We start from the raw sequence: 17,029 nt of genomic DNA, 5'->3' as shown, positions 1-17,029 counted from the left end.
CGTCAACAATCCGCAGCAGAGCCGCAGGAGGCAGACCATGTCAGGACCCCGCCCCGTCCGAGCGCCGCGCGGTACGGAACTGAGCGCCCTGGGATGGCAGCAGGAAGCCGCCCTGCGGATGCTGCAGAACAACCTGGACCCCGAGGTCGCCGAGCACCCCGACAAGCTCGTCGTCTACGGCGGCACCGGCAAGGCCGCCCGTGACTGGCGCTCCTTCGACGCCATGGTCCGCACCCTGCGCACCCTCAAGCAGGACGAGACCATGCTGGTGCAGTCCGGCCGTCCCGTCGGCGTCATGCAGACCCACGAGTGGGCGCCGCGCGTCCTGATCGCCAACTCCAACCTCGTCGGCGACTGGGCCAACTGGGAGGAGTTCCGCCGCCTGGAGGCCCTCGGTCTGACCATGTACGGCCAGATGACCGCCGGCTCCTGGATCTACATCGGCACCCAGGGCATCCTCCAGGGCACCTACGAGACCTTCTCGGCCGTCGCCGCGAAGAAGTTCGGCGGCACCCTCGCCGGGACGATCACCCTCACCGCCGGCCTCGGCGGCATGGGCGGCGCCCAGCCCCTCGCGGTCACCATGAACGACGGCGTGGCCATCTGCATCGACTGCGACCCCCGCGCCATCGAGCGGCGCATCGAGCACCGCTACCTGGACGTGAAGGCCGACAGCCTGGAGCACGCCCTCCAGCTCGCCGTCGAGGCTCGTGACGCCCGCCGCCCGCTCTCCATCGGCCTGCTGGGCAACGCCGCCGAGCTGTTGCCGCGCATGCTCGCGGAAGGCGCGCCCGTCGACATCGTCACCGACCAGACCTCGGCGCACGACCCGCTGGCGTACCTGCCGGCCGGGATGGCCTTCGAGGACATGGCGGACGCGGCGGCCAAGGATCCCGCCGGCTTCACCACCCGCGCCCGTGAGTCGATGGCCCGGCACGTCGAGGCCATGGTCGGCTTCATGGACGCCGGCGCCGAGGTCTTCGACTACGGCAACTCGATCCGCGGCGAGGCCCGACTCGCCGGGTACGACCGGGCGTTCGCCTTCCCCGGGTTCGTCCCCGCCTACATCCGCCCCCTGTTCTGCGAGGGCAAGGGCCCCTTCCGCTGGGCCGCACTGTCGGGCGAGGCGTCCGACATCGCCAAGACCGACAAGGCGATCCTCGACCTGTTCCCGGAGAACGAGTCCCTGGCCCGCTGGATCAGGATGGCCGGGGAACGGGTGCACTTCCAGGGCCTGCCCGCGCGCATCTGCTGGCTCGGGTACGGCGAGCGCGACAAGGCCGGTGAGCGCTTCAACGACATGGTGGCGAGCGGGGAGCTGGCGGCACCGCTGGCGATCGGGCGGGACCACCTGGACGCCGGGTCCGTCGCCTCCCCCTACCGGGAGACCGAGGGCATGCTCGACGGGTCCGACGCGATCGCCGACTGGCCGCTGCTGAACGCGATGGTCAACGTGGCCTCGGGCGCCTCCTGGGTCTCCCTCCACCACGGCGGCGGCGTCGGCATGGGGCGGTCCATCCACGCCGGACAGGTGACGGTGGCCGACGGCACGCGACTGGGCGGCGAGAAGGTCCGGCGCGTGCTGACGAACGACCCCGGCATGGGCGTCATCCGTCATGTGGACGCCGGGTACGACATCGCGGAGGCCGTCGCCGACGAGCGGGGCGTGCGGGTCCCGATGCGCGAGGGTGACCCGGCGTGAGGCGACGCGGCGACTCCCCGGTGCGGGCGGCGGACCCGACGCCGCCCGCGGGATCGGGGCCGGGCGCGGCTCGGGAGGACGGACGGCCCGAGCCGGGTGCGGGGCGGGAGGGCGCACGGCCCGGACCGGGCGCGCGGCACCGCGGGTCCTCCTTCCACGAGATGTGGCGCGAGCTGCTTCCCGTCGGCCGGCACCCCGGCTCGCACGGCTATCGCCGGTTCGCGTGGACCGGGGCCGACAGCGAGTGCCGGGCGTGGTTCAAGGAGCAGGCCGAGAACCGCGGACTGGCCTACGAGGTCGACCGGAACGGCAACCAGTGGGCCTGGCTCGGCGACCCCGCCCGGGGGGACGCCGTCGTCACCGGCTCGCACCTCGACTCCGTCCCCGACGGAGGCGCCTTCGACGGCCCCCTCGGAGTCGTGTCCTCCTTCGCCGCCCTCGACGAACTCCGGTCACGACGGGCCGAGTTCACCAAACCCCTCGCCCTCGTCAACTTCGGCGACGAGGAGGGCGCCCGCTTCGGGCTCGCCTGTGTCGGCTCCCGGCTCACCGCGGGCGCGCTCACCCCCGAGCAGGCGCACCTGCTGACCGACGGGGACGGCATCAGCCTGCCGGAGGCCATGGAGGCGGCGGGGTACGACCCCGACGGCATCGGCGCCGACCCGGAACGGCTCGCCCGCATCGGCGCCTTCGTCGAACTGCACGTCGAGCAGGGCAGGGCCCTGGACCTGTCCGGCGACCGGATCGGCATCGCCAGTGCCATCTGGCCGCACGGCCGCTGGCGGTTCGACTTCCGCGGCGAGGCCAACCACGCCGGCACCACCCGGCTCGTGGACCGGCGCGACCCCATGCTGTCGTACGCCGAGACCGTGCTCGCCGCCCGCCGCGAGGCCGAACTCGCCGGTGCGGTCGCCACCTTCGGCAAGATCGCCGTGGAGCCGAACGGCGTCAACGCCATCCCCTCCCTGGTGCGCGGCTGGCTCGACTCCCGCGCCGCCGACCAGGAAGGCCTCGACCAGGTGGTCGGCGGTGTCGAGAAGGCGGCCAGGGAGTACGCGCGGGCGCACGGCGTCGACCTCGACGTGGTCCGGGAGTCCTTCACCCCCGTCGTCGAGTTCGACCACGCCCTGCGCGACGAACTCGCCCGCATCCTGGGCACCCGCACCGACCTGAAGGTGCCCGCCCTGGGCACCGGCGCCGGACACGACGCCGGAATCCTGTCCGGACACATCCCGACCGCCATGCTGTTCGTGCGCAACCCCACCGGTGTCTCGCACTCCCCGGCGGAGTCCGCCGCCGAGGACGACTGCGTGGCCGGGGTCCTCGCGCTCGCCGACGTACTGGAAGGGCTGGCCTGCAGGTGACAGCGAAGACCTACTGGCTGGAGCACGCCTGGCTCGGCACCCACGTCGAGCCGGGCGTGGCACTGACGGTGTCGACCGGCGGCTCCGGCGCGGGGGCGGACGGCCGCGTCACCGCCGTCCGCACCGGCACCGGCACCCCGCCGCCCGGCGCCGAGATCCTGCGCGGACTGACCCTCCCCGGGCTGGCGAACGCCCACTCGCACGCCTTCCACCGGGCCCTGCGCTCCACCGTCCAGGTCGGCTCCGGGACCTTCTGGACCTGGCGCGAGGTCATGTACGCCACCGCCGCCCGGCTCACCCCGGACACCTACCGCGACCTCGCCCGTGCCGTGTACGCGGAGATGGCGCTGGCGGGCATCACGGCGGTCGGGGAGTTCCACTACCTGCACCACGCCCCCGGCGGCACCCCCTACGCCGACCCCAACGCCATGGGCGAGGCGCTGATCGAGGCCGCCGCCGACGCCGGCATCCGCATCACCCTCCTCGACACCGCCTATCTCTCCTCCGGCTTCGGACAGCCGCCCACCAGCCACCAGCTCCGCTTCTCCGACGGCAGCGCGGACGCCTGGGCCGAACGCTGTTCGGTTCTCAAGGACCGGGACCACGCGAGGATCGGGGCGGCGATCCACTCCGTACGGGCCGTGCCCGCCGACCAGTTGGCGACCGTGGCGCGCTGGGCCGAACAGCGGAGGGCCCCGCTGCACGTCCACCTGTCCGAGCAGACCGCCGAGAACGACGCCTGCCGCGAGGCCCACGGCTGCACGCCGACCCGGCTGCTGGCCGAGCACGGGGTCCTCGGGCCGCGCACCACCGGTGTCCACAACACCCACCTCACCGACGAGGACATCGCGCTGATCGGCGGCAGCGGCACCGGCACCTGCATGTGCCCGACGACCGAGCGGGACCTCGCCGACGGCATCGGACCCGCGGTGGCCCTCCAGAGGGCGGGCTCACCGCTCTGCCTCGGCTCCGACAGCCACGCCGTCATCGACCTGCTCGAAGAGGCCCGCGCGATGGAGCTCGACGAGCGCCTGCGCACCCGCACCCGCGGGCACTGGACGGCGGCGGCCCTGCTGCGGGCGGCCTCGGCCGACGGCCACGCGGCCCTCGGCTGGGACGGCGCGGGCACCCTGGAGCCCGGCGCGCTCGCCGACTTCACCACCATCAGGCTCGACTCGGTCAGGACGGCAGGGCCGCCTCCGCGGCTCGGGGCCGAGACGGCCGTATTCGCCGCGTCGGCAGCGGACGTGTCGCACACGGTCGTGGCAGGTCGGCACGTGGTGCGCGACGGGGTCCACGCGCTGGTGCCGGACGTGCCGCGAGCCCTCGCGGAAGCCGTCGCCGCACTGCACGGATGACCCCGGGCAGCCCGCCGCCACGGCCCGCCCCCGACCCCGCCCCCACCGCAGACCAGGCCACCGAGGACGCCATGAGCAACGCGACGACCGTCAGCCCCGCCCACTCCGCGAGCACCGCGAGCACGCTCATCACCAACATCGCCGCTCTGGTCACCAACGACCCCTCCCTGGGTGACGGAACCCCCCTCGGACTGATCCGGGACGCGGCCGTCGCCATCGAGGGCGACCGCGTCGTGTGGACCGGTGATCAAAGCAAAGCACCCGCCACTGACAACCGGGTCGACGCGGAAGGCAGGGCGGTCCTGCCCGGCTTCGTCGACTCCCACAGCCACCTCGTCTTCGCGGGCGACCGCACCGAGGAGTTCAACGCCCGCATGTCAGGGCGGGCCTACAGCGCGGGCGGCATCCGCACGACGGTCGCCGCGACCCGGGCGGCGAGCGACGCGGAACTCGAACGCAACCTCACGCGCTACCTCGCCGAGGCCCTGCGCCAGGGCACGACGACCTTCGAGACCAAGTCGGGCTACGGCCTGACCGTCACGGACGAGGCGAGGGCCCTGCGCATCGCCGCCGCCCACACCGACGAGGTCACCTATCTCGGCGCCCACATCGTGTCCCCGGACTACGCGGACGACCCGGCAGGCTACGTCTCCCTCGTCACTGGCGAGATGCTCGACGCCTGCGCCCCGTACGCCCGTTGGATCGACGTCTTCTGCGAGAAGGGAGCCTTCGACGGCGACCAGGCCCGCGCGATCCTCACGGCCGGCAAGGCGAAGGGCCTGCACCCCCGCGTCCACGCCAACCAACTCACCTACGGCCCCGGAGTGCAGCTGGCCGTCGAACTGGACGCCGCCAGCGCCGACCACTGCACCCACCTCACCGCCGAGGACGTCGACGCCCTGGCGAACAGCCGTACCGTCGCCACGCTGCTGCCCGGCGCGGAGTTCTCCACGCGCGCCGAGTGGCCGGACGCCCGCCGCCTCCTGGACGCCGGCGTCACCGTCGCCCTGTCCACGGACTGCAACCCGGGCTCCTCCTTCACCTCCTCCGTCCCCTTCTGCGTCGCCCTCGCGGTGCGCGACATGGGGATGACCCCGGACGAGGCGGTCTGGTCGGCCACGGCGGGCGGAGCGGCCGCCCTCCGCCGGGAGGACGTAGGCCGCCTCACCCCGGGCGCCCGCGCCGACCTGGTCCTCCTGGACGCCCCGAGCCATGTGCACCTGGCCTACCGGCCGGGGGTGCCGGTGGTCAGCGCGGTGTGGCGGGCCGGAGTACGCGCAGTCTGACGGCGCACGCCGGCGCGGGCGGGGGGCGTCACGCCGGACCCGCCCGCCACCGCTGCGCCGCACCCCCGGTCAGCGGCTCCAGCGACACCCGGCCCCCGTCGCCCGGCGTCACCCCCGTGGCGATGGCGATCGCCGGGCGGATCACCCCGTCGGGGTCCACCGTGAAGCGGAGGTTGTCGCCGTTGCGCCCCTCGACCGAGTCGCAGGACCAGATGCCGAGGCCCTTGTCGACGTCGCCGCGGCTGTCCAGGCAGAAGTCGGGGTCGGCGTAGGACTGCACGACACCGCGGCCGGAATCGACGCGCCAGCGCTGGGAGCCCGCTGCGGCGCAGGGTGCCGTGACGACGTCCGTGCCGTCGGAGAACGCGCCGGCGACGTCCAGGCAGCGTCCGGTGGAGACGTTGACCACCTGGGCGTAGGAGCCTCCCGGCGCGCGGAACGGGGGCGCACTCGTCCTGCGCGGAGGCGCCGGACTCCGGGTCGCCGAAGGGGTGGCCGAGGGGGAGGCCGAGCGGGGCGGCGTCTTGCCGGTGGGGGACGGGGAGGGCGAGACCGTCGTCGTGACCGTCACCCGCGGCGGGCTCGGCAGCGCCCCTGCCGCTCCCGCCGTGGCCGTGGCCGACGCGCCCGCCGGAGGGCCGCTCTCCTGTGACACCAGGAACAGCAGCAGCGGCACCACCGCCACCCCCAGCGCCGCCGAGGCCAGGACGAGCCGCCGCGGCCGCGGCCAGGTGCCGGACGGCGACCGGGACCCCGTGCGCGGCCGCGCCTCGGGCTCGGGCGTGCTCCGCGCCGCGTACGCCGTCCCGCCCCACGGCAGCAGCCCCTCGGCCAGCGTCGTCCGCGGAGCGTCCCGCACCGCGCACAGCTCCTCGTGGGCCGCCGCGCAGTGCGGGCAGTGGGCCATGTGGGCGTGCAGGTCGGCGCTCGGACGGGGGTTGTCCGGCCTTACGGACTCCTCGATGAGGCGGCCGAAGCCCGCGCACCGGGGGTCGTCCGAGGCGCCGAGGCGGAACCTCAGGCACGTCCGGGCCAGGGTGTGCAGGGCCCCCTCCGTGCCGTGGACCACGTCCTCACGGGTGAGACCCAGGTGGTCGGCGGTGCGGGCCTCCGGCTCGCCCTCCACCACGCCGTACCAGACCAGGCCCTGGGTGCGGGCCGGCAGGGACTCGAAGGCGGTGAGCATGGGCGGCACCGGGCCGCCGGGCCCCGCCGTGTTCAGGAGCAGCAGGACCGTGGGGTCCAGGCCGGCCGCCCGATGGTCCCCGGCCCACTGCGCCGCCGAGCGGGCCGTCAGCAGCAGGAGCCGGTGGCGCCACGGGACGCCGGGGTCGACCCCGCGGGCCGTCTCCCGGGCGGCGAGGGTGAAGGTCTGCGCGGCCAGTTGCCGGGCGGCGCTCTCCCCGGCCGTGCACAGGCGGGCGTAGGCCAGCACCGCCGGCTGGTGGCGGGCGCGGAGCTCCAGCAGGGCCGCGTACGCCGTGGCCGTGTCGGAGCGCAGCAGCTCCGTGAGCCGGGCGTCGGACGCCCCGTCGGGGCGAGTCATGCGCACCCTCCTCCTGACGTACCGGCCAGTCTGTGAGCGACCATAGTGAGGGAAGGGGACCGTGGGGGAAAGGGTTTCTCCGAGTAACCGTGCGGCGCCCCGGACGCACGGTGCCCGGTGTCCCACCGGACACCGGGCACACGCGCAGGTCAGTGATGCCGACCGTCACTCCTCGACGGTCAGGCCCTTACGGAGCCGTACCAGCGTCCGCGACAGCAGCCGCGAGACGTGCATCTGGGAGATCCCGAGTTCTTCACCGATCTCCGACTGGGTCATGCCCGCGACGAAGCGCAGCGAGAGGATCTGGCGGTCCCGGGAGGGCAGCTCGGCGATCAGCGGCTTCAGGGACTCGACGTACTCGATGCCCTCGAGCCCGTGGTCCTCGTAGCCGATCCGGTCGGCCAGCGCGCCCTCGGAGTCGTCCTCCTCCGGCTGGGCGTCCAGCGAGGCGGCGGTGTACGCGTTGGACGCCGCCATGCCCTCGACGACCTCCTCCTTCGACAGCCCGAGGCGTTCGGCGAGCTCGCCCACGGTGGGGGCGCGGTCGAGCTTCTGGGCCAGTTCGTCGCCGGCCTTGGCCAGGTCGAGCCGGAGCTCCTGGAGGCGGCGCGGCACCCGCACCGACCAGGACGTGTCGCGGAAGAAGCGCTTGATCTCGCCCACGATGGTTGGCATCGCGAAGGTGGGGAACTCCACACCACGGCTGAGTTCGAAGCGGTCGATCGCCTTGATCAGGCCGATGGTGCCGACCTGGATGATGTCCTCCATCGGCTCACTGCGGGAGCGGAAGCGGGAGGCGGCGAACTTGACCAGGGCGAGGTTCAGTTCGACGAGCGTGTTGCGGACGTACGAGTACTCGTGCGTGCCCTCCTCCAGCGACTCCAGCCGTGCGAAGAGGGTCTTCGAGAGGGCGCGCGCGTCGACGGCCCCCACCTCTTCGAAGGGCGGGATCTCCGGAAGCCCGGCGAGCACATCGCCTTCGCTTTCCTGCTCGATGGGATCCAGATGTTCCGGGGGGGATGTCGACGTCGCCTGATGGGTATGCGAGGCGTCGAGCCGGGGTGACATGATGTCCTCCATCGTTCTCGGCATAAGGCTGCCGAAGCCAGTTCGTGCACTGCGGTGTGCGGCGCCTCCAAAGCCGGCCGTGTCGAGTTCGTGTCTCTACTAGCCCTACCCGGTTTCCCGACACGACCGCAAGTGTGTTCTGTTCGGTTATGTCCGTTTGTGGGTGATTGTTCGGGTGTCGGAGGGTGTGGAGAAGGCGTAGTGTTCGAGGGCGTCATCAGCAGCCACGACGTCGGGAGAGAGAGACGGCATGGACCGCGGGACGGTCGGCAGCGCACAGTCTGGCCGGCTTCTGGTTGAGGTGCGGCAAGAGGGCTCCAGTGCCGTCGTGACTCCAGCAGGTGAGTTGGATCACCACACGGCCGATTTGTTGCGTGAGCCACTCGAGGAGTGCCTCGCCAAGGGGAAGAGCCGGCTTGTCGTCGACTGCACACGGCTGGAGTTCTGTGACTCCACCGGACTGAATGTGCTGCTGGGGGCACGGCTGAAGGCCGAGGCCGCGGGGGGTGGCGTACATCTCGCGGGGATGCTGCCCGTCGTGGCGCGCGTCTTCGAGATCACGGGGGCCGACGCGGTCTTCAGCGTGCACGACACGCTGGAGGAGGCGCTGGCCGGCGAGTCCGACGGCTGAGGCGGCGGTGCGGGTGGCGGCCCCGGCGGCCCCGTTCGTGTGCCGTTCGTCTCCTCCGACCGGTCTCCATCGGGTGTCACACCCCTCGTGGCGGACATACGTCCCGAATGGAGGGGTGTTCTCCCGGTCCGCTCGGGCAGGAGACATCCGTACTGACTGTTCGGTGAGCGACCATGCAGTGACGTTTTGAATCGTGAACCGGTGAATCGGTGAGGTGAAGCGCTGATGAGCACCACCCGGCCCTACTCGCCGGGCGACCGTGACCCGGAGCCCGGCGTGGAGCCTGGCGGCGATGCCGAGCTGCCGACGAAGCGGCAGGTCCGTCGGCTGAGCTTCGAGGGGGAGAGCGGGGTCGTCCCGCTCGCGCGCGACTTCACCCGGCAGGCGTTGCAGGCGTGGGGGTGGCTGCCGGCGGCGTCCGCGGACCGGCGGGCCGTGACCGAGGACGTGCTGCTGGTCGTCTCCGAGCTGGTGACGAACGCCTGTCTCCATGCGGAGGGCCCGGACCAGTTGGGCATCTCCTGTGACAACAAGGTGATCCGCGTCGAGGTCTCCGACCGGGGGAACGGCCAGCCGGCGCCGCGCACCCCGCACCAGGCGGGCCGGCCCGGCGGACACGGCATGTTCATCGTGCAGCGGCTCTCCCTGGACTGGGGAGTCGTCAGATCCCCCGGAGTGGCCGGCAAGACCGTGTGGGCGGAGCTCGGCGCACCCGCCTAGCCCCCGCCCGTCCGGCGCTTCTCCGGCGGGTCTTCCGTGGCGTTCCGGGCTGCCCCCACACTTCCGACACTCACTTTCTCTTCCTTCCTCCGGTGCCCCGGCGTACCTTGACGGCCGATCTGATGTGCCGTCAGGAACGAGTAAGGGGAGCGGAACCGTGTCGTACCCGAAACGAACCGCCGCGCTCGCGTCCGTCGCGGCCCTGGCCGGCTCGGCGGTGCTGATGGCCGCCCCCGCTGCCCGCGCCGAGGTCGTGAACGTCAACTACCAGTGCAGGACGCCCATCGGTGACAAGAGCGCCGTCTCGCCCATCGACATCCAGGGCGTCAGGAACGGCAGCGGCTACCGGATCACCATGTCCTGGCAGAAGGGCGTCTCCTCCAGCCCGGTCGACCTCGGCAAGGGCGCGATGAACCCGAGCGCCACCATCAGGCTGGGCGGCGCGGACAGCGGGACGATGAGCGTGACCGGCCCCGCCAACCAGGCCGTCGTCCCCGCCAACACCCCCATCAAGATCAACGACCTGACCGGCACGTACACCCCGGAGAAGTCCGGCAAGGTCACCTTCACCGCGGGCGTCCTCACCATCAAGGCGCTCGGTACGACGACCACCTGCACGCCGACCAACAGCCCCGGTGCCTCCCTGACCCTGGAGGTCACCGCCGCGTCGGGTTCCTCCGGCGGCACCCAGGGCGGCAGCGACAGTGACAGCGGTTCCGCCGCGGCCCTCCCGCAGACCGGACCCGAGGACTCGGCGATCGCCCTCGGCACGCTCGGCGGCACGGTCCTGCTCGCGGGCGCGGCCGGCACGCTCTGGCTCACCCGGCGCGACCAGGCGGCCCGCGCCCGCCGCTGAGCGGCCCGGCCCGCTCTCGTACGACCGCTGGAGCCGCCCATGCCGTCCGTGCCGGCCCCCACGCCTGGCCTGTCCCCGCCGGTCGGGCCGAGTCGGCCGACCCCACCGGTCGCACGGCCTCCGGTACGGCGTCCACGGTGTCGTACGGCCGGACCCGCGCCCGAATCCCCGTGTACGGAAGCCGAGTTGACGGGAGCGACGACGTGAGGCCGAGCGGCAGGGTGCGGTGGGCGGTGCTGATGGCGGTGTGCGCGCTGCTGCTCACCGCGACGGCGGGGACGGCGGCCGCGGCGGACGGGCCGAGTGTGAAGCTGTCCAATTCCCAGGCGGGGACCGGTGGTTCGATCACCGTGAGCGGCGGCGGCTGGCGGGCGCGGGCACTGCTGATGATCCTGGTCTGCGGACAGGCGGTGCCCTCGCGCGGGGTGCCGGGCGGCACCGACTCCTGTGCCAACGCGGACGGCCGGGCCGTCACCACGGACGGCAAGGGACGCTTCAGCAGGCAACTGCCCGTCGCCGAACCCCCGGTGCCCTGCCCCTGCGTGGTGCACGTGGCGACGGTGACCGGGGCCAAGGCCGAGGCCGACGCGACCTTCCAGGTGGCCGGGCACGCCGTGGAGCCGTTGCCCGCCGAGACCGAGGGCGGGCGGCTGTCCGTCCTCTCCGACACCCGGCTCGACGGCTCGGGGGGCCTGCTGACCTGGTTCGGGGCACCCCCCGCCCGCACCCTCGTCCTCACCGTCGGCAATGTCGGCACCTCCGCGGTCAAGGACCCCGTCTTCCAGGTCGGCACCGCCCACGGGGTGTTCGCCCCGCAGTGGGACGAACAGCAGTGGCGCGGCACGATCCGGCCGGGCGGGAGGGCGCGGATCGAACTGCCCGTCGAACTCACCGGCGGCGCGCACGGCGAGTACACCGTCTCGCTGAAGTACGGCGGCAAGGTGCTGGCCGAGCAGCCCTGGGGCGTGGGCCGGCCCTGGGGCGTGACCCTGTTCTGGGCGCTGGTCCTCCTGGTCGTGCCGGCGGCGCTGTTCCGCATCGGCATGGCGGTGGTGGACCGGGTACGGCCACGGCCCGCCGGAGGTCTCCGGCACCGCGGACTGCGACTGCCCGAACTCGCCCTGCGCCTTCCGGGGGTCAAGCCCTCCACGGCCGCGCACGCGGCCCCTCCCACGTCCACCCTGCCGTGGTTCACCCCGGACGCCGATCCGGGCGCGGCCGGTGGCCGGCTCTCCGCACCGCACGACGACAGCCCGACGAGTCCCACGACTCCCACCAGAGAGGGTTCCACGTGAGCATGCGAAGGAGAGTCCCCCCGGCCGGCGGGCCGAGAAGAGCGGGCGCGGCCGGTGCCGCGCTGGTGCTGGCCGGAGCGGGCGTGGTGCTCGGCCTCGCCGCCGGGCCCGCGCAGGCCGCGGAGGTGTCGTTCGCGACCCGGTGCGTGCCGCCCGCGGGCGTCGGGCTCGACCCCGTCGACGGCACCACCAAGGTGCAGATCACCGCACCGGCCACCGCGAAGGTCGGCGACGAGATCGACGTGGTGTGGAAGTTCACCCAGGCCGCCTCCAAGAACCCGGACATCATCGATCTGCCGGCGAACTCGGTCCAGCCGACCGGCGCCCTGAAGGCGGCCGGAGCGCAGAGCGCCGACATCGCGATGACCGGACCGCGTGAGAACCCGGCCATCCCCAAGGGCGGCGCCATGGTGCTGTCCGACATGAAGGGCACGCTGAAGCTGACGGCGGCCGGGCAGCTGACGCTGACGCCGGGCGCGTACACGGTGAACGCGATGGGCACGAACACGGTGTGCACGCCGACGGGCACGGTGCCGACGGCGGCGACGCTGACCGTGGCGGCCGGTGACGGGACGCCGACACCCACCCCGGACCCGACGGACACCCCCACCCCGACGCCGACCCCCACCGACACCGGGAGCCCGGATCCCACCCCCAGCCCCACGCAGTCCCCGGGCGGCGGCCAGACCGACTTCACCGGCAAGGCCGTCGCCATCCCCTACACCTGCCAGTCGCCCCTCGGTGAGAAGAAGGCGACCTCCGATATCCAGATCAACGCCAAGAAGGACGGCGGCGGTTACGGCGTCACCGTGCAGTTCAAGAACTCCCCGATGGACAGTCCCGCCGACATCCCCGCGGACTCGGTCAAGCCCTCCATGGAGGTGCTGCTGGGCGGCGACGACACGGGGTCGGTCCACGTCGAGGGCCCGACCAACTCCGCGGCCATCAAGGCGGGCGACCCCATAGAGATCCCCGACATGACGGGCACGTACAAGCCGGGCTCGACCGGTGAGTCGACGCTGTCGCCGGGGGTCCTGACGATCGAGGCACTGGGCACCACGACCACCTGCAAGCCGGACAGCACGGCGGTCTCCCTCACCCTGACCACGGAGGAGCAGGAGGGCGGCGCCTCGGGCGGTTCCGCCGGCTCCGGAGGGACGAGCGGCTCGGGCGGTACGTCGACCGGCGGCGGCCTGGCGGCGACGGGCGCGGACGACCACGCGGCGCTGAAGGCTCTGGGTCTGGTGGCGGGGACAGCGGTGCTGCTGGGCGGCGCGGTCTTCACGTTCCTGCCCGGCCGCAGGAGGCTCTGAGAGCGCGCGGAACCGCCACGGCGGGAAAACGGACGGGGCGCCGGGATCCACCGGGATCCCGGCGCCCCGCGGTTGCAGCGCCCGGTGCTCGTCGGGTCAGCGCACGCTGCCCATGAGCTCCTTGACCCGGTTGCGGTACATCCACACCGCGACACCGGCGAGTACGGCGAGCGTCGCCTCCAGGGCGACGATCCCGGTCTTGTTGAGGTCGACCCCGGCGATGGAGAGCAGCCCGGTCGTCGCGTCACCCGCGGTGACCGCGAGGAACCACACGCCCATCATCTGCGAGGCGTACTTCGCGGGGGCCATCTTCGTGGTCACCGACAGACCCACCGGCGACAGCATCAGCTCACCCACGGTCTGCACGAAGTAGATCGCGACCAGCCACATCGCGGCGGCCTTGTGACCACCGTCCGCGATGGACAGCGGAGCGAGGAACAGGAAGAAGGACGCACCGACGAGCACCAGGCCGGAGGCGAACTTCACGGCCGTGCCCGGCTCCTTGCCGCGGCGGTTCAGCGCCAGCCAGAACCAGGCGAAGACCGGGGCCAGGGCCATGATCAGGACCGGGTTGACCGACTGGTACCAGGAGACCGGGAACGTCCAGCCGAGGACGCTGTTCTCGGCGGAGGAGTCCGCGAAGATCGACAGGGTCGAGCCGCCCTGGTCGTAGATCATCCAGAACACGGCCGCGGCGACGAAGAACCAGATGTACGCGGACATCGACTTCTGCTCGGTGCGGTCCAGGTCCTTGTCGCGCTTGATGTTGACCAGGACCATCACCGGGATGATCACGCCGAGCAGGGTCAGCGGGACCAGGATCCAGTTCAGCGTGTAGTGGCCGGAGAAGCCGACGATCGCGTAGAAGACGGCGGCGATGCCGGCCCAGATCGCGGCCTTGCGCAGGGTGGCGGACCTCTCCGCGTCGGACAGCGGCGTCGGGACGACGCTGGAGCGGTCGGCCAGGTGGCGGCTGCCGATCAGGAACTGGGCGAGCCCCAGGGCCATGCCGAGGGCGGCGAGCGCGAAGCCCAGGTGCCAGTTGACGTTCTCGCCGATGGTGCCGATGACCAGCGGGGCGGCGAAGGCACCGAGGTTGATGCCCATGTAGAAGACCGTGAAGCCGCCGTCGCGGCGGGGGTCGTCAGGGCCCTCGTAGAGGTGGCCGACCATCGTGGAGATGTTGGCCTTCAGCAGACCGGAACCGATCGCGACCAGGCCGAGGCCGGCGTAGAAGGTGCCCGAGGAGGGCAGGGCCAGGGTGAGGTGACCGAGCATGATCACGGCACCGGCGACGGCGACGGTCTTGCGGGGACCCCACACGCGGTCGCCGAACCAGCCGCCCGGCATCGCGAGCAGGTACACCAGCGACACGTACACGGAGTAGATCGCGGTCGCGGTCGCGGCGCCGAGGTGCAGGCCGCCCGGGGCGACGAGGTACAGCGGGAGCAGAGCCCTCATGCCGTAGTAGGAGAACCTCTCCCACATCTCGGTCATGAAGAGTGTGGCCAGTCCGCGGGGGTGGCCGAAGAAGGCTGTGTCGGAACCGGGGGTGCCCGGAGTCACCGAGTCCTTCGTCAGGCTGGACGCCATGGTCGTTCCTTGCTGGTGGGGATTACCGCACACAAAAGAGACCTTCAGCGACGGATAGCGCCAAAGGTCCCCACGATGCGACAGGCATTGAATTCACCATACGTCAGGCTACTGACGGAGATGGAAGGACTTGAGACCTGAATCACAGGTGGCTGTGGAACCGTACACCCGGTTTCTAAGGTCCTTACAGGATTGGCACCGCACAGTCACAGGTTCACACCGGAACCGCGGAAGGTAAGAACCACTGGGCTGCGATCACACCCCAGCATCTGTCAGGAGCGGTCTACCATCAGCTCATGACCCGTGTACTGCTCGCCGAGGACGATGCGTCCATTTCGGAGCCGCTGGCCCGCGCCCTGCGCCGGGAAGGGTACGAGGTCGAGGTGCGCGAGGACGGACCCACCGCGCTCGACGCCGGAATGCAGGGCGGTATCGACCTGGTCGTCCTCGACCTGGGTCTGCCCGGCATGGACGGCCTCGAGGTGGCCCGCCGACTGCGCGCCGAGGGCCACGCCGTGCCGATCCTCATCCTGACCGCCCGCGCCGACGAGGTGGACACCGTCGTCGGTCTCGACGCGGGCGCCGACGACTACGTCACCAAGCCGTTCCGGCTCGCCGAGCTGCTCGCCCGGGTCCGGGCCCTGCTGCGGCGCGGGGCGGTCGAGCCGGCGCAGCCGCCGGCCACCCACGGGGTGCGGATCGACGTCGAGTCGCACCGGGCGTGGATGGGCGACGAGGAACTCCAGCTCACCGCCAAGGAGTTCGACCTGCTGCGGGTCCTGGTGCGGGACGCCGGCCGGGTGGTCACCCGGGACCAGCTGATGCGCGAGGTCTGGGACACCACGTGGTGGTCGTCGACCAAGACGCTGGACATGCACATCTCCTGGCTCCGCAAGAAGCTCGGCGACGACGCGGCCAACCCGCGGTACATCGCGACGGTCCGGGGAGTGGGCTTCCGCTTCGAGAAGAGCTGACCCGGGTCATCGTCCGGCAGGCAACAGGTAAGAGGACATGCGCCGTCGACTGATCCAGTCCACGCTCGCCGTGGTGCTCGTGGTGATCGCCGTCTTCGGCGTCTCCCTCGTCATCGTCGAGACCCGCACCATCAGCAACAGTGCCCAGGAGCGGGTCGACTCCGAGGCGATCCGGCTGGCCGGGATCGTGGACAGCAGGCTGTTCGCCGCGGAGGACGTGACCGCGGACATCCTGCGCGACCAGGTCGCGCAGGAACGGTACGCCCTTATCCGGATCCCCGGTAAGGACCCGATCGAGGTCGGCACCCGGCCCTCCGGCGAGGTCATCAGCTCCACCGAGAAGGGCGAGGAGGGCGAGACGGTCACCGTGCAGGAGCCGCGCTCCTCGGTGACCCGCGAGGTCGGCCGTACGCTCCTGATCATCGGCCTGGTGGCGCTGCTCGCGGTGATCGCCGCGGTGCTCCTCGCGATCCGCCAGGCCAACAAGCTGGCCTCGCCGCTCACCGACCTCGCCGAGACCGCGGAACGCCTCGGCTCCGGCGACCCGCGCCCGCGGCACAAGCGCTACGGCGTCCCCGAGCTGGACCGGGTCGCCGACGTGCTGGACTCCTCGGCCGAGCGGATCGCCCGCATGCTGACCGCGGAACGGCGCCTGGCCGCCGACGCCTCCCACCAGCTCCGTACGCCCCTGACCGCCCTGTCGATGCGGCTGGAGGAGATCACCCTCACCGACGACCCGGACACGGTGAAGGAGGAGGCGAACGTCGCGCTGACCCAGGTGGAGCGGCTCACGGACGTGGTCGAACGGCTGCTGACGAACTCCCGCGACCCCCGGGCCGGCAACGCGGTCACCTTCGACCTCGACGAGGTCATCCAGCAGCAGCTCGCGGAGTGGCGGCCCGCCTACCGCAGCGCGGGCCGGGCGATCGTCAGCTCGGGCAAGCGGCACCTCACGGCGGTCGGCACCCCGGGCGCGGTGGCCCAGGTCCTGGCCGCGCTGATCGAGAACTCCCTCATGCACGGCGGCGGCACGGTGGCGCTGCGCACCCGCGTCACCGGCAACCAGGCCGTCATCGAGGTCACCGACGAGGGTCCCGGTGTCCCGGCCGACCTCGGCGCCCGCATCTTCGAGCGCACGATCAGCGGCCGCAACTCCACGGGCATCGGCCTCGCGGTGGCCCGCGACCTCGCGGAGGCCGACGGCGGCCGCCTGGAGATGCTCCAGGCCCAGCCCCCGGTCTTCGGCCTGTTCCTCTCCCGCACCCCCCTCAAGCCGACGGTCCCGGACGACGACGAACCGATGGTGCGGTGAGCTGCGCGGGC

Annotated in this window: 14 protein-coding genes; 11 read left to right on the top strand and 3 right to left on the bottom strand. The window is 72.3% G+C overall.

Annotated features, from left to right (window positions below; all coding sequences use genetic code 11):
• Nucleotides 1-37 precede the first annotated feature (37 nt).
• From hutU to hutI, 4 genes are all read left to right on the top strand, one after another.
• Nucleotides 38-1,702, top strand: a complete 1,665-nt coding sequence (hutU, locus tag ACIQJT_RS36045; RefSeq protein ID WP_402649954.1) for a urocanate hydratase — start codon at nucleotides 38-40, stop codon at nucleotides 1,700-1,702.
• Between the two features lie 161 nt (nucleotides 1,703-1,863).
• Nucleotides 1,864-3,066 carry an allantoate amidohydrolase gene (locus ACIQJT_RS36040; RefSeq protein ID WP_402650018.1) on the top strand — a complete coding sequence of 401 codons (1,203 nt, stop codon included), beginning with the start codon at nucleotides 1,864-1,866 and terminating at the stop codon, nucleotides 3,064-3,066.
• Nucleotides 3,063-4,424 (top strand): formimidoylglutamate deiminase, encoded by a 1,362-nt coding sequence (locus ACIQJT_RS36035; protein WP_402649953.1) that lies wholly within the window; start codon nucleotides 3,063-3,065, stop codon nucleotides 4,422-4,424. The genes ACIQJT_RS36040 and ACIQJT_RS36035 overlap by 4 nt, the downstream gene beginning before the upstream one ends.
• Nucleotides 4,421-5,710 carry an imidazolonepropionase gene (gene hutI / locus ACIQJT_RS36030; protein WP_402649952.1) on the top strand — a complete coding sequence of 430 codons (1,290 nt, stop codon included), beginning with the start codon at nucleotides 4,421-4,423 and terminating at the stop codon, nucleotides 5,708-5,710. The genes ACIQJT_RS36035 and hutI overlap by 4 nt, the downstream gene beginning before the upstream one ends.
• Nucleotides 5,711-5,738: 28 nt before the next feature.
• Here the strand turns inward: hutI and ACIQJT_RS36025 are convergent, their stop codons facing one another.
• Nucleotides 5,739-7,256 (bottom strand): ricin-type beta-trefoil lectin domain protein, encoded by a 1,518-nt coding sequence (locus ACIQJT_RS36025; protein WP_365451764.1) that lies wholly within the window; start codon nucleotides 7,254-7,256, stop codon nucleotides 5,739-5,741.
• 165 nt (nucleotides 7,257-7,421) lie between these two features.
• Nucleotides 7,422-8,336 carry an RNA polymerase sigma factor SigF gene (locus ACIQJT_RS36020; RefSeq protein ID WP_402649951.1) on the bottom strand — a complete coding sequence of 305 codons (915 nt, stop codon included), beginning with the start codon at nucleotides 8,334-8,336 and terminating at the stop codon, nucleotides 7,422-7,424.
• Nucleotides 8,337-8,574: 238 nt separating this feature from the next.
• On the opposite strand from ACIQJT_RS36020, the gene ACIQJT_RS36015 reads away from it, so the two are divergent.
• The 5 genes from ACIQJT_RS36015 (at nucleotide 8,575) to ACIQJT_RS35995 (ending at nucleotide 13,139) form a co-directional block, all read left to right on the top strand.
• Nucleotides 8,575-8,955: an STAS domain-containing protein gene (locus tag ACIQJT_RS36015; RefSeq protein WP_053851730.1), complete on the top strand. Its 381-nt coding sequence runs from the start codon at nucleotides 8,575-8,577 to the stop codon at nucleotides 8,953-8,955.
• Between the two features lie 225 nt (nucleotides 8,956-9,180).
• Nucleotides 9,181-9,675 carry an ATP-binding protein gene (locus ACIQJT_RS36010; protein WP_365451762.1) on the top strand — a complete coding sequence of 165 codons (495 nt, stop codon included), beginning with the start codon at nucleotides 9,181-9,183 and terminating at the stop codon, nucleotides 9,673-9,675.
• Nucleotides 9,676-9,832: 157 nt separating this feature from the next.
• Nucleotides 9,833-10,531, top strand: a complete 699-nt coding sequence (locus tag ACIQJT_RS36005; protein WP_402649950.1) for an LPXTG cell wall anchor domain-containing protein — start codon at nucleotides 9,833-9,835, stop codon at nucleotides 10,529-10,531.
• 203 nt (nucleotides 10,532-10,734) lie between these two features.
• Nucleotides 10,735-11,826: a hypothetical protein gene (locus tag ACIQJT_RS36000; RefSeq protein WP_402649949.1), complete on the top strand. Its 1,092-nt coding sequence runs from the start codon at nucleotides 10,735-10,737 to the stop codon at nucleotides 11,824-11,826.
• Nucleotides 11,823-13,139 carry a hypothetical protein gene (locus ACIQJT_RS35995; protein WP_402649948.1) on the top strand — a complete coding sequence of 439 codons (1,317 nt, stop codon included), beginning with the start codon at nucleotides 11,823-11,825 and terminating at the stop codon, nucleotides 13,137-13,139. The genes ACIQJT_RS36000 and ACIQJT_RS35995 overlap by 4 nt, the downstream gene beginning before the upstream one ends.
• 96 nt (nucleotides 13,140-13,235) lie before the next feature.
• On the opposite strand, the gene ACIQJT_RS35990 is transcribed toward ACIQJT_RS35995, so the two are convergent.
• Entirely contained in the window at nucleotides 13,236-14,732 is a 1,497-nt protein-coding gene (locus ACIQJT_RS35990) for an oligopeptide:H+ symporter (protein ID WP_365451754.1), read from the bottom strand.
• A gap of 296 nt (nucleotides 14,733-15,028) precedes the next feature.
• Between ACIQJT_RS35990 and ACIQJT_RS35985 the strand changes: the two genes are divergently transcribed.
• Nucleotides 15,029-15,706, top strand: a complete 678-nt coding sequence (locus tag ACIQJT_RS35985) for a response regulator transcription factor (protein ID WP_402649947.1) — start codon at nucleotides 15,029-15,031, stop codon at nucleotides 15,704-15,706.
• A 37-nt stretch (nucleotides 15,707-15,743) separates the two neighbouring features.
• The gene (locus ACIQJT_RS35980) at nucleotides 15,744-17,018 is read left to right on the top strand and encodes an ATP-binding protein (RefSeq protein ID WP_365451750.1); all 1,275 of its coding nucleotides are present in this window, start codon (nucleotides 15,744-15,746) and stop codon (nucleotides 17,016-17,018) included.
• Nucleotides 17,019-17,029 lie beyond the last annotated feature (11 nt).

The organism is Streptomyces sp. NPDC091972, assembly GCF_044756385.1.
Taxonomy (GTDB): Bacteria; Actinomycetota; Actinomycetes; order Streptomycetales; family Streptomycetaceae; genus Streptomyces.
The sequence above is the reverse complement of the archived record's forward strand: the minus strand, read 5'-3'. Positions and strand labels throughout refer to the sequence as shown.

What these genes read in the sequence shown, in the direction of transcription:
- hutU (WP_402649954.1), top strand. Translation starts at nt 38, where the DNA reads ATGTCAGGACCCCGCCCCGTCCGAGCGCCGCGCGGTACGGAACTGAGC.
- ACIQJT_RS36040 (WP_402650018.1), top strand. Translation starts at nt 1,864, where the DNA reads ATGTGGCGCGAGCTGCTTCCCGTCGGCCGGCACCCCGGCTCGCACGGC.
- hutI (WP_402649952.1), top strand. Translation starts at nt 4,421, where the DNA reads ATGACCCCGGGCAGCCCGCCGCCACGGCCCGCCCCCGACCCCGCCCCC.
- ACIQJT_RS36025 (WP_365451764.1), bottom strand. Translation starts at nt 7,256, where the DNA reads ATGACTCGCCCCGACGGGGCGTCCGACGCCCGGCTCACGGAGCTGCTG.
- ACIQJT_RS36020 (WP_402649951.1), bottom strand. Translation starts at nt 8,336, where the DNA reads ATGGAGGACATCATGTCACCCCGGCTCGACGCCTCGCATACCCATCAG.
- ACIQJT_RS36015 (WP_053851730.1), top strand. Translation starts at nt 8,575, where the DNA reads ATGGACCGCGGGACGGTCGGCAGCGCACAGTCTGGCCGGCTTCTGGTT.
- ACIQJT_RS36010 (WP_365451762.1), top strand. Translation starts at nt 9,181, where the DNA reads ATGAGCACCACCCGGCCCTACTCGCCGGGCGACCGTGACCCGGAGCCC.
- ACIQJT_RS35990 (WP_365451754.1), bottom strand. Translation starts at nt 14,732, where the DNA reads ATGGCGTCCAGCCTGACGAAGGACTCGGTGACTCCGGGCACCCCCGGT.
- ACIQJT_RS35985 (WP_402649947.1), top strand. Translation starts at nt 15,029, where the DNA reads ATGACCCGTGTACTGCTCGCCGAGGACGATGCGTCCATTTCGGAGCCG.
- ACIQJT_RS35980 (WP_365451750.1), top strand. Translation starts at nt 15,744, where the DNA reads ATGCGCCGTCGACTGATCCAGTCCACGCTCGCCGTGGTGCTCGTGGTG.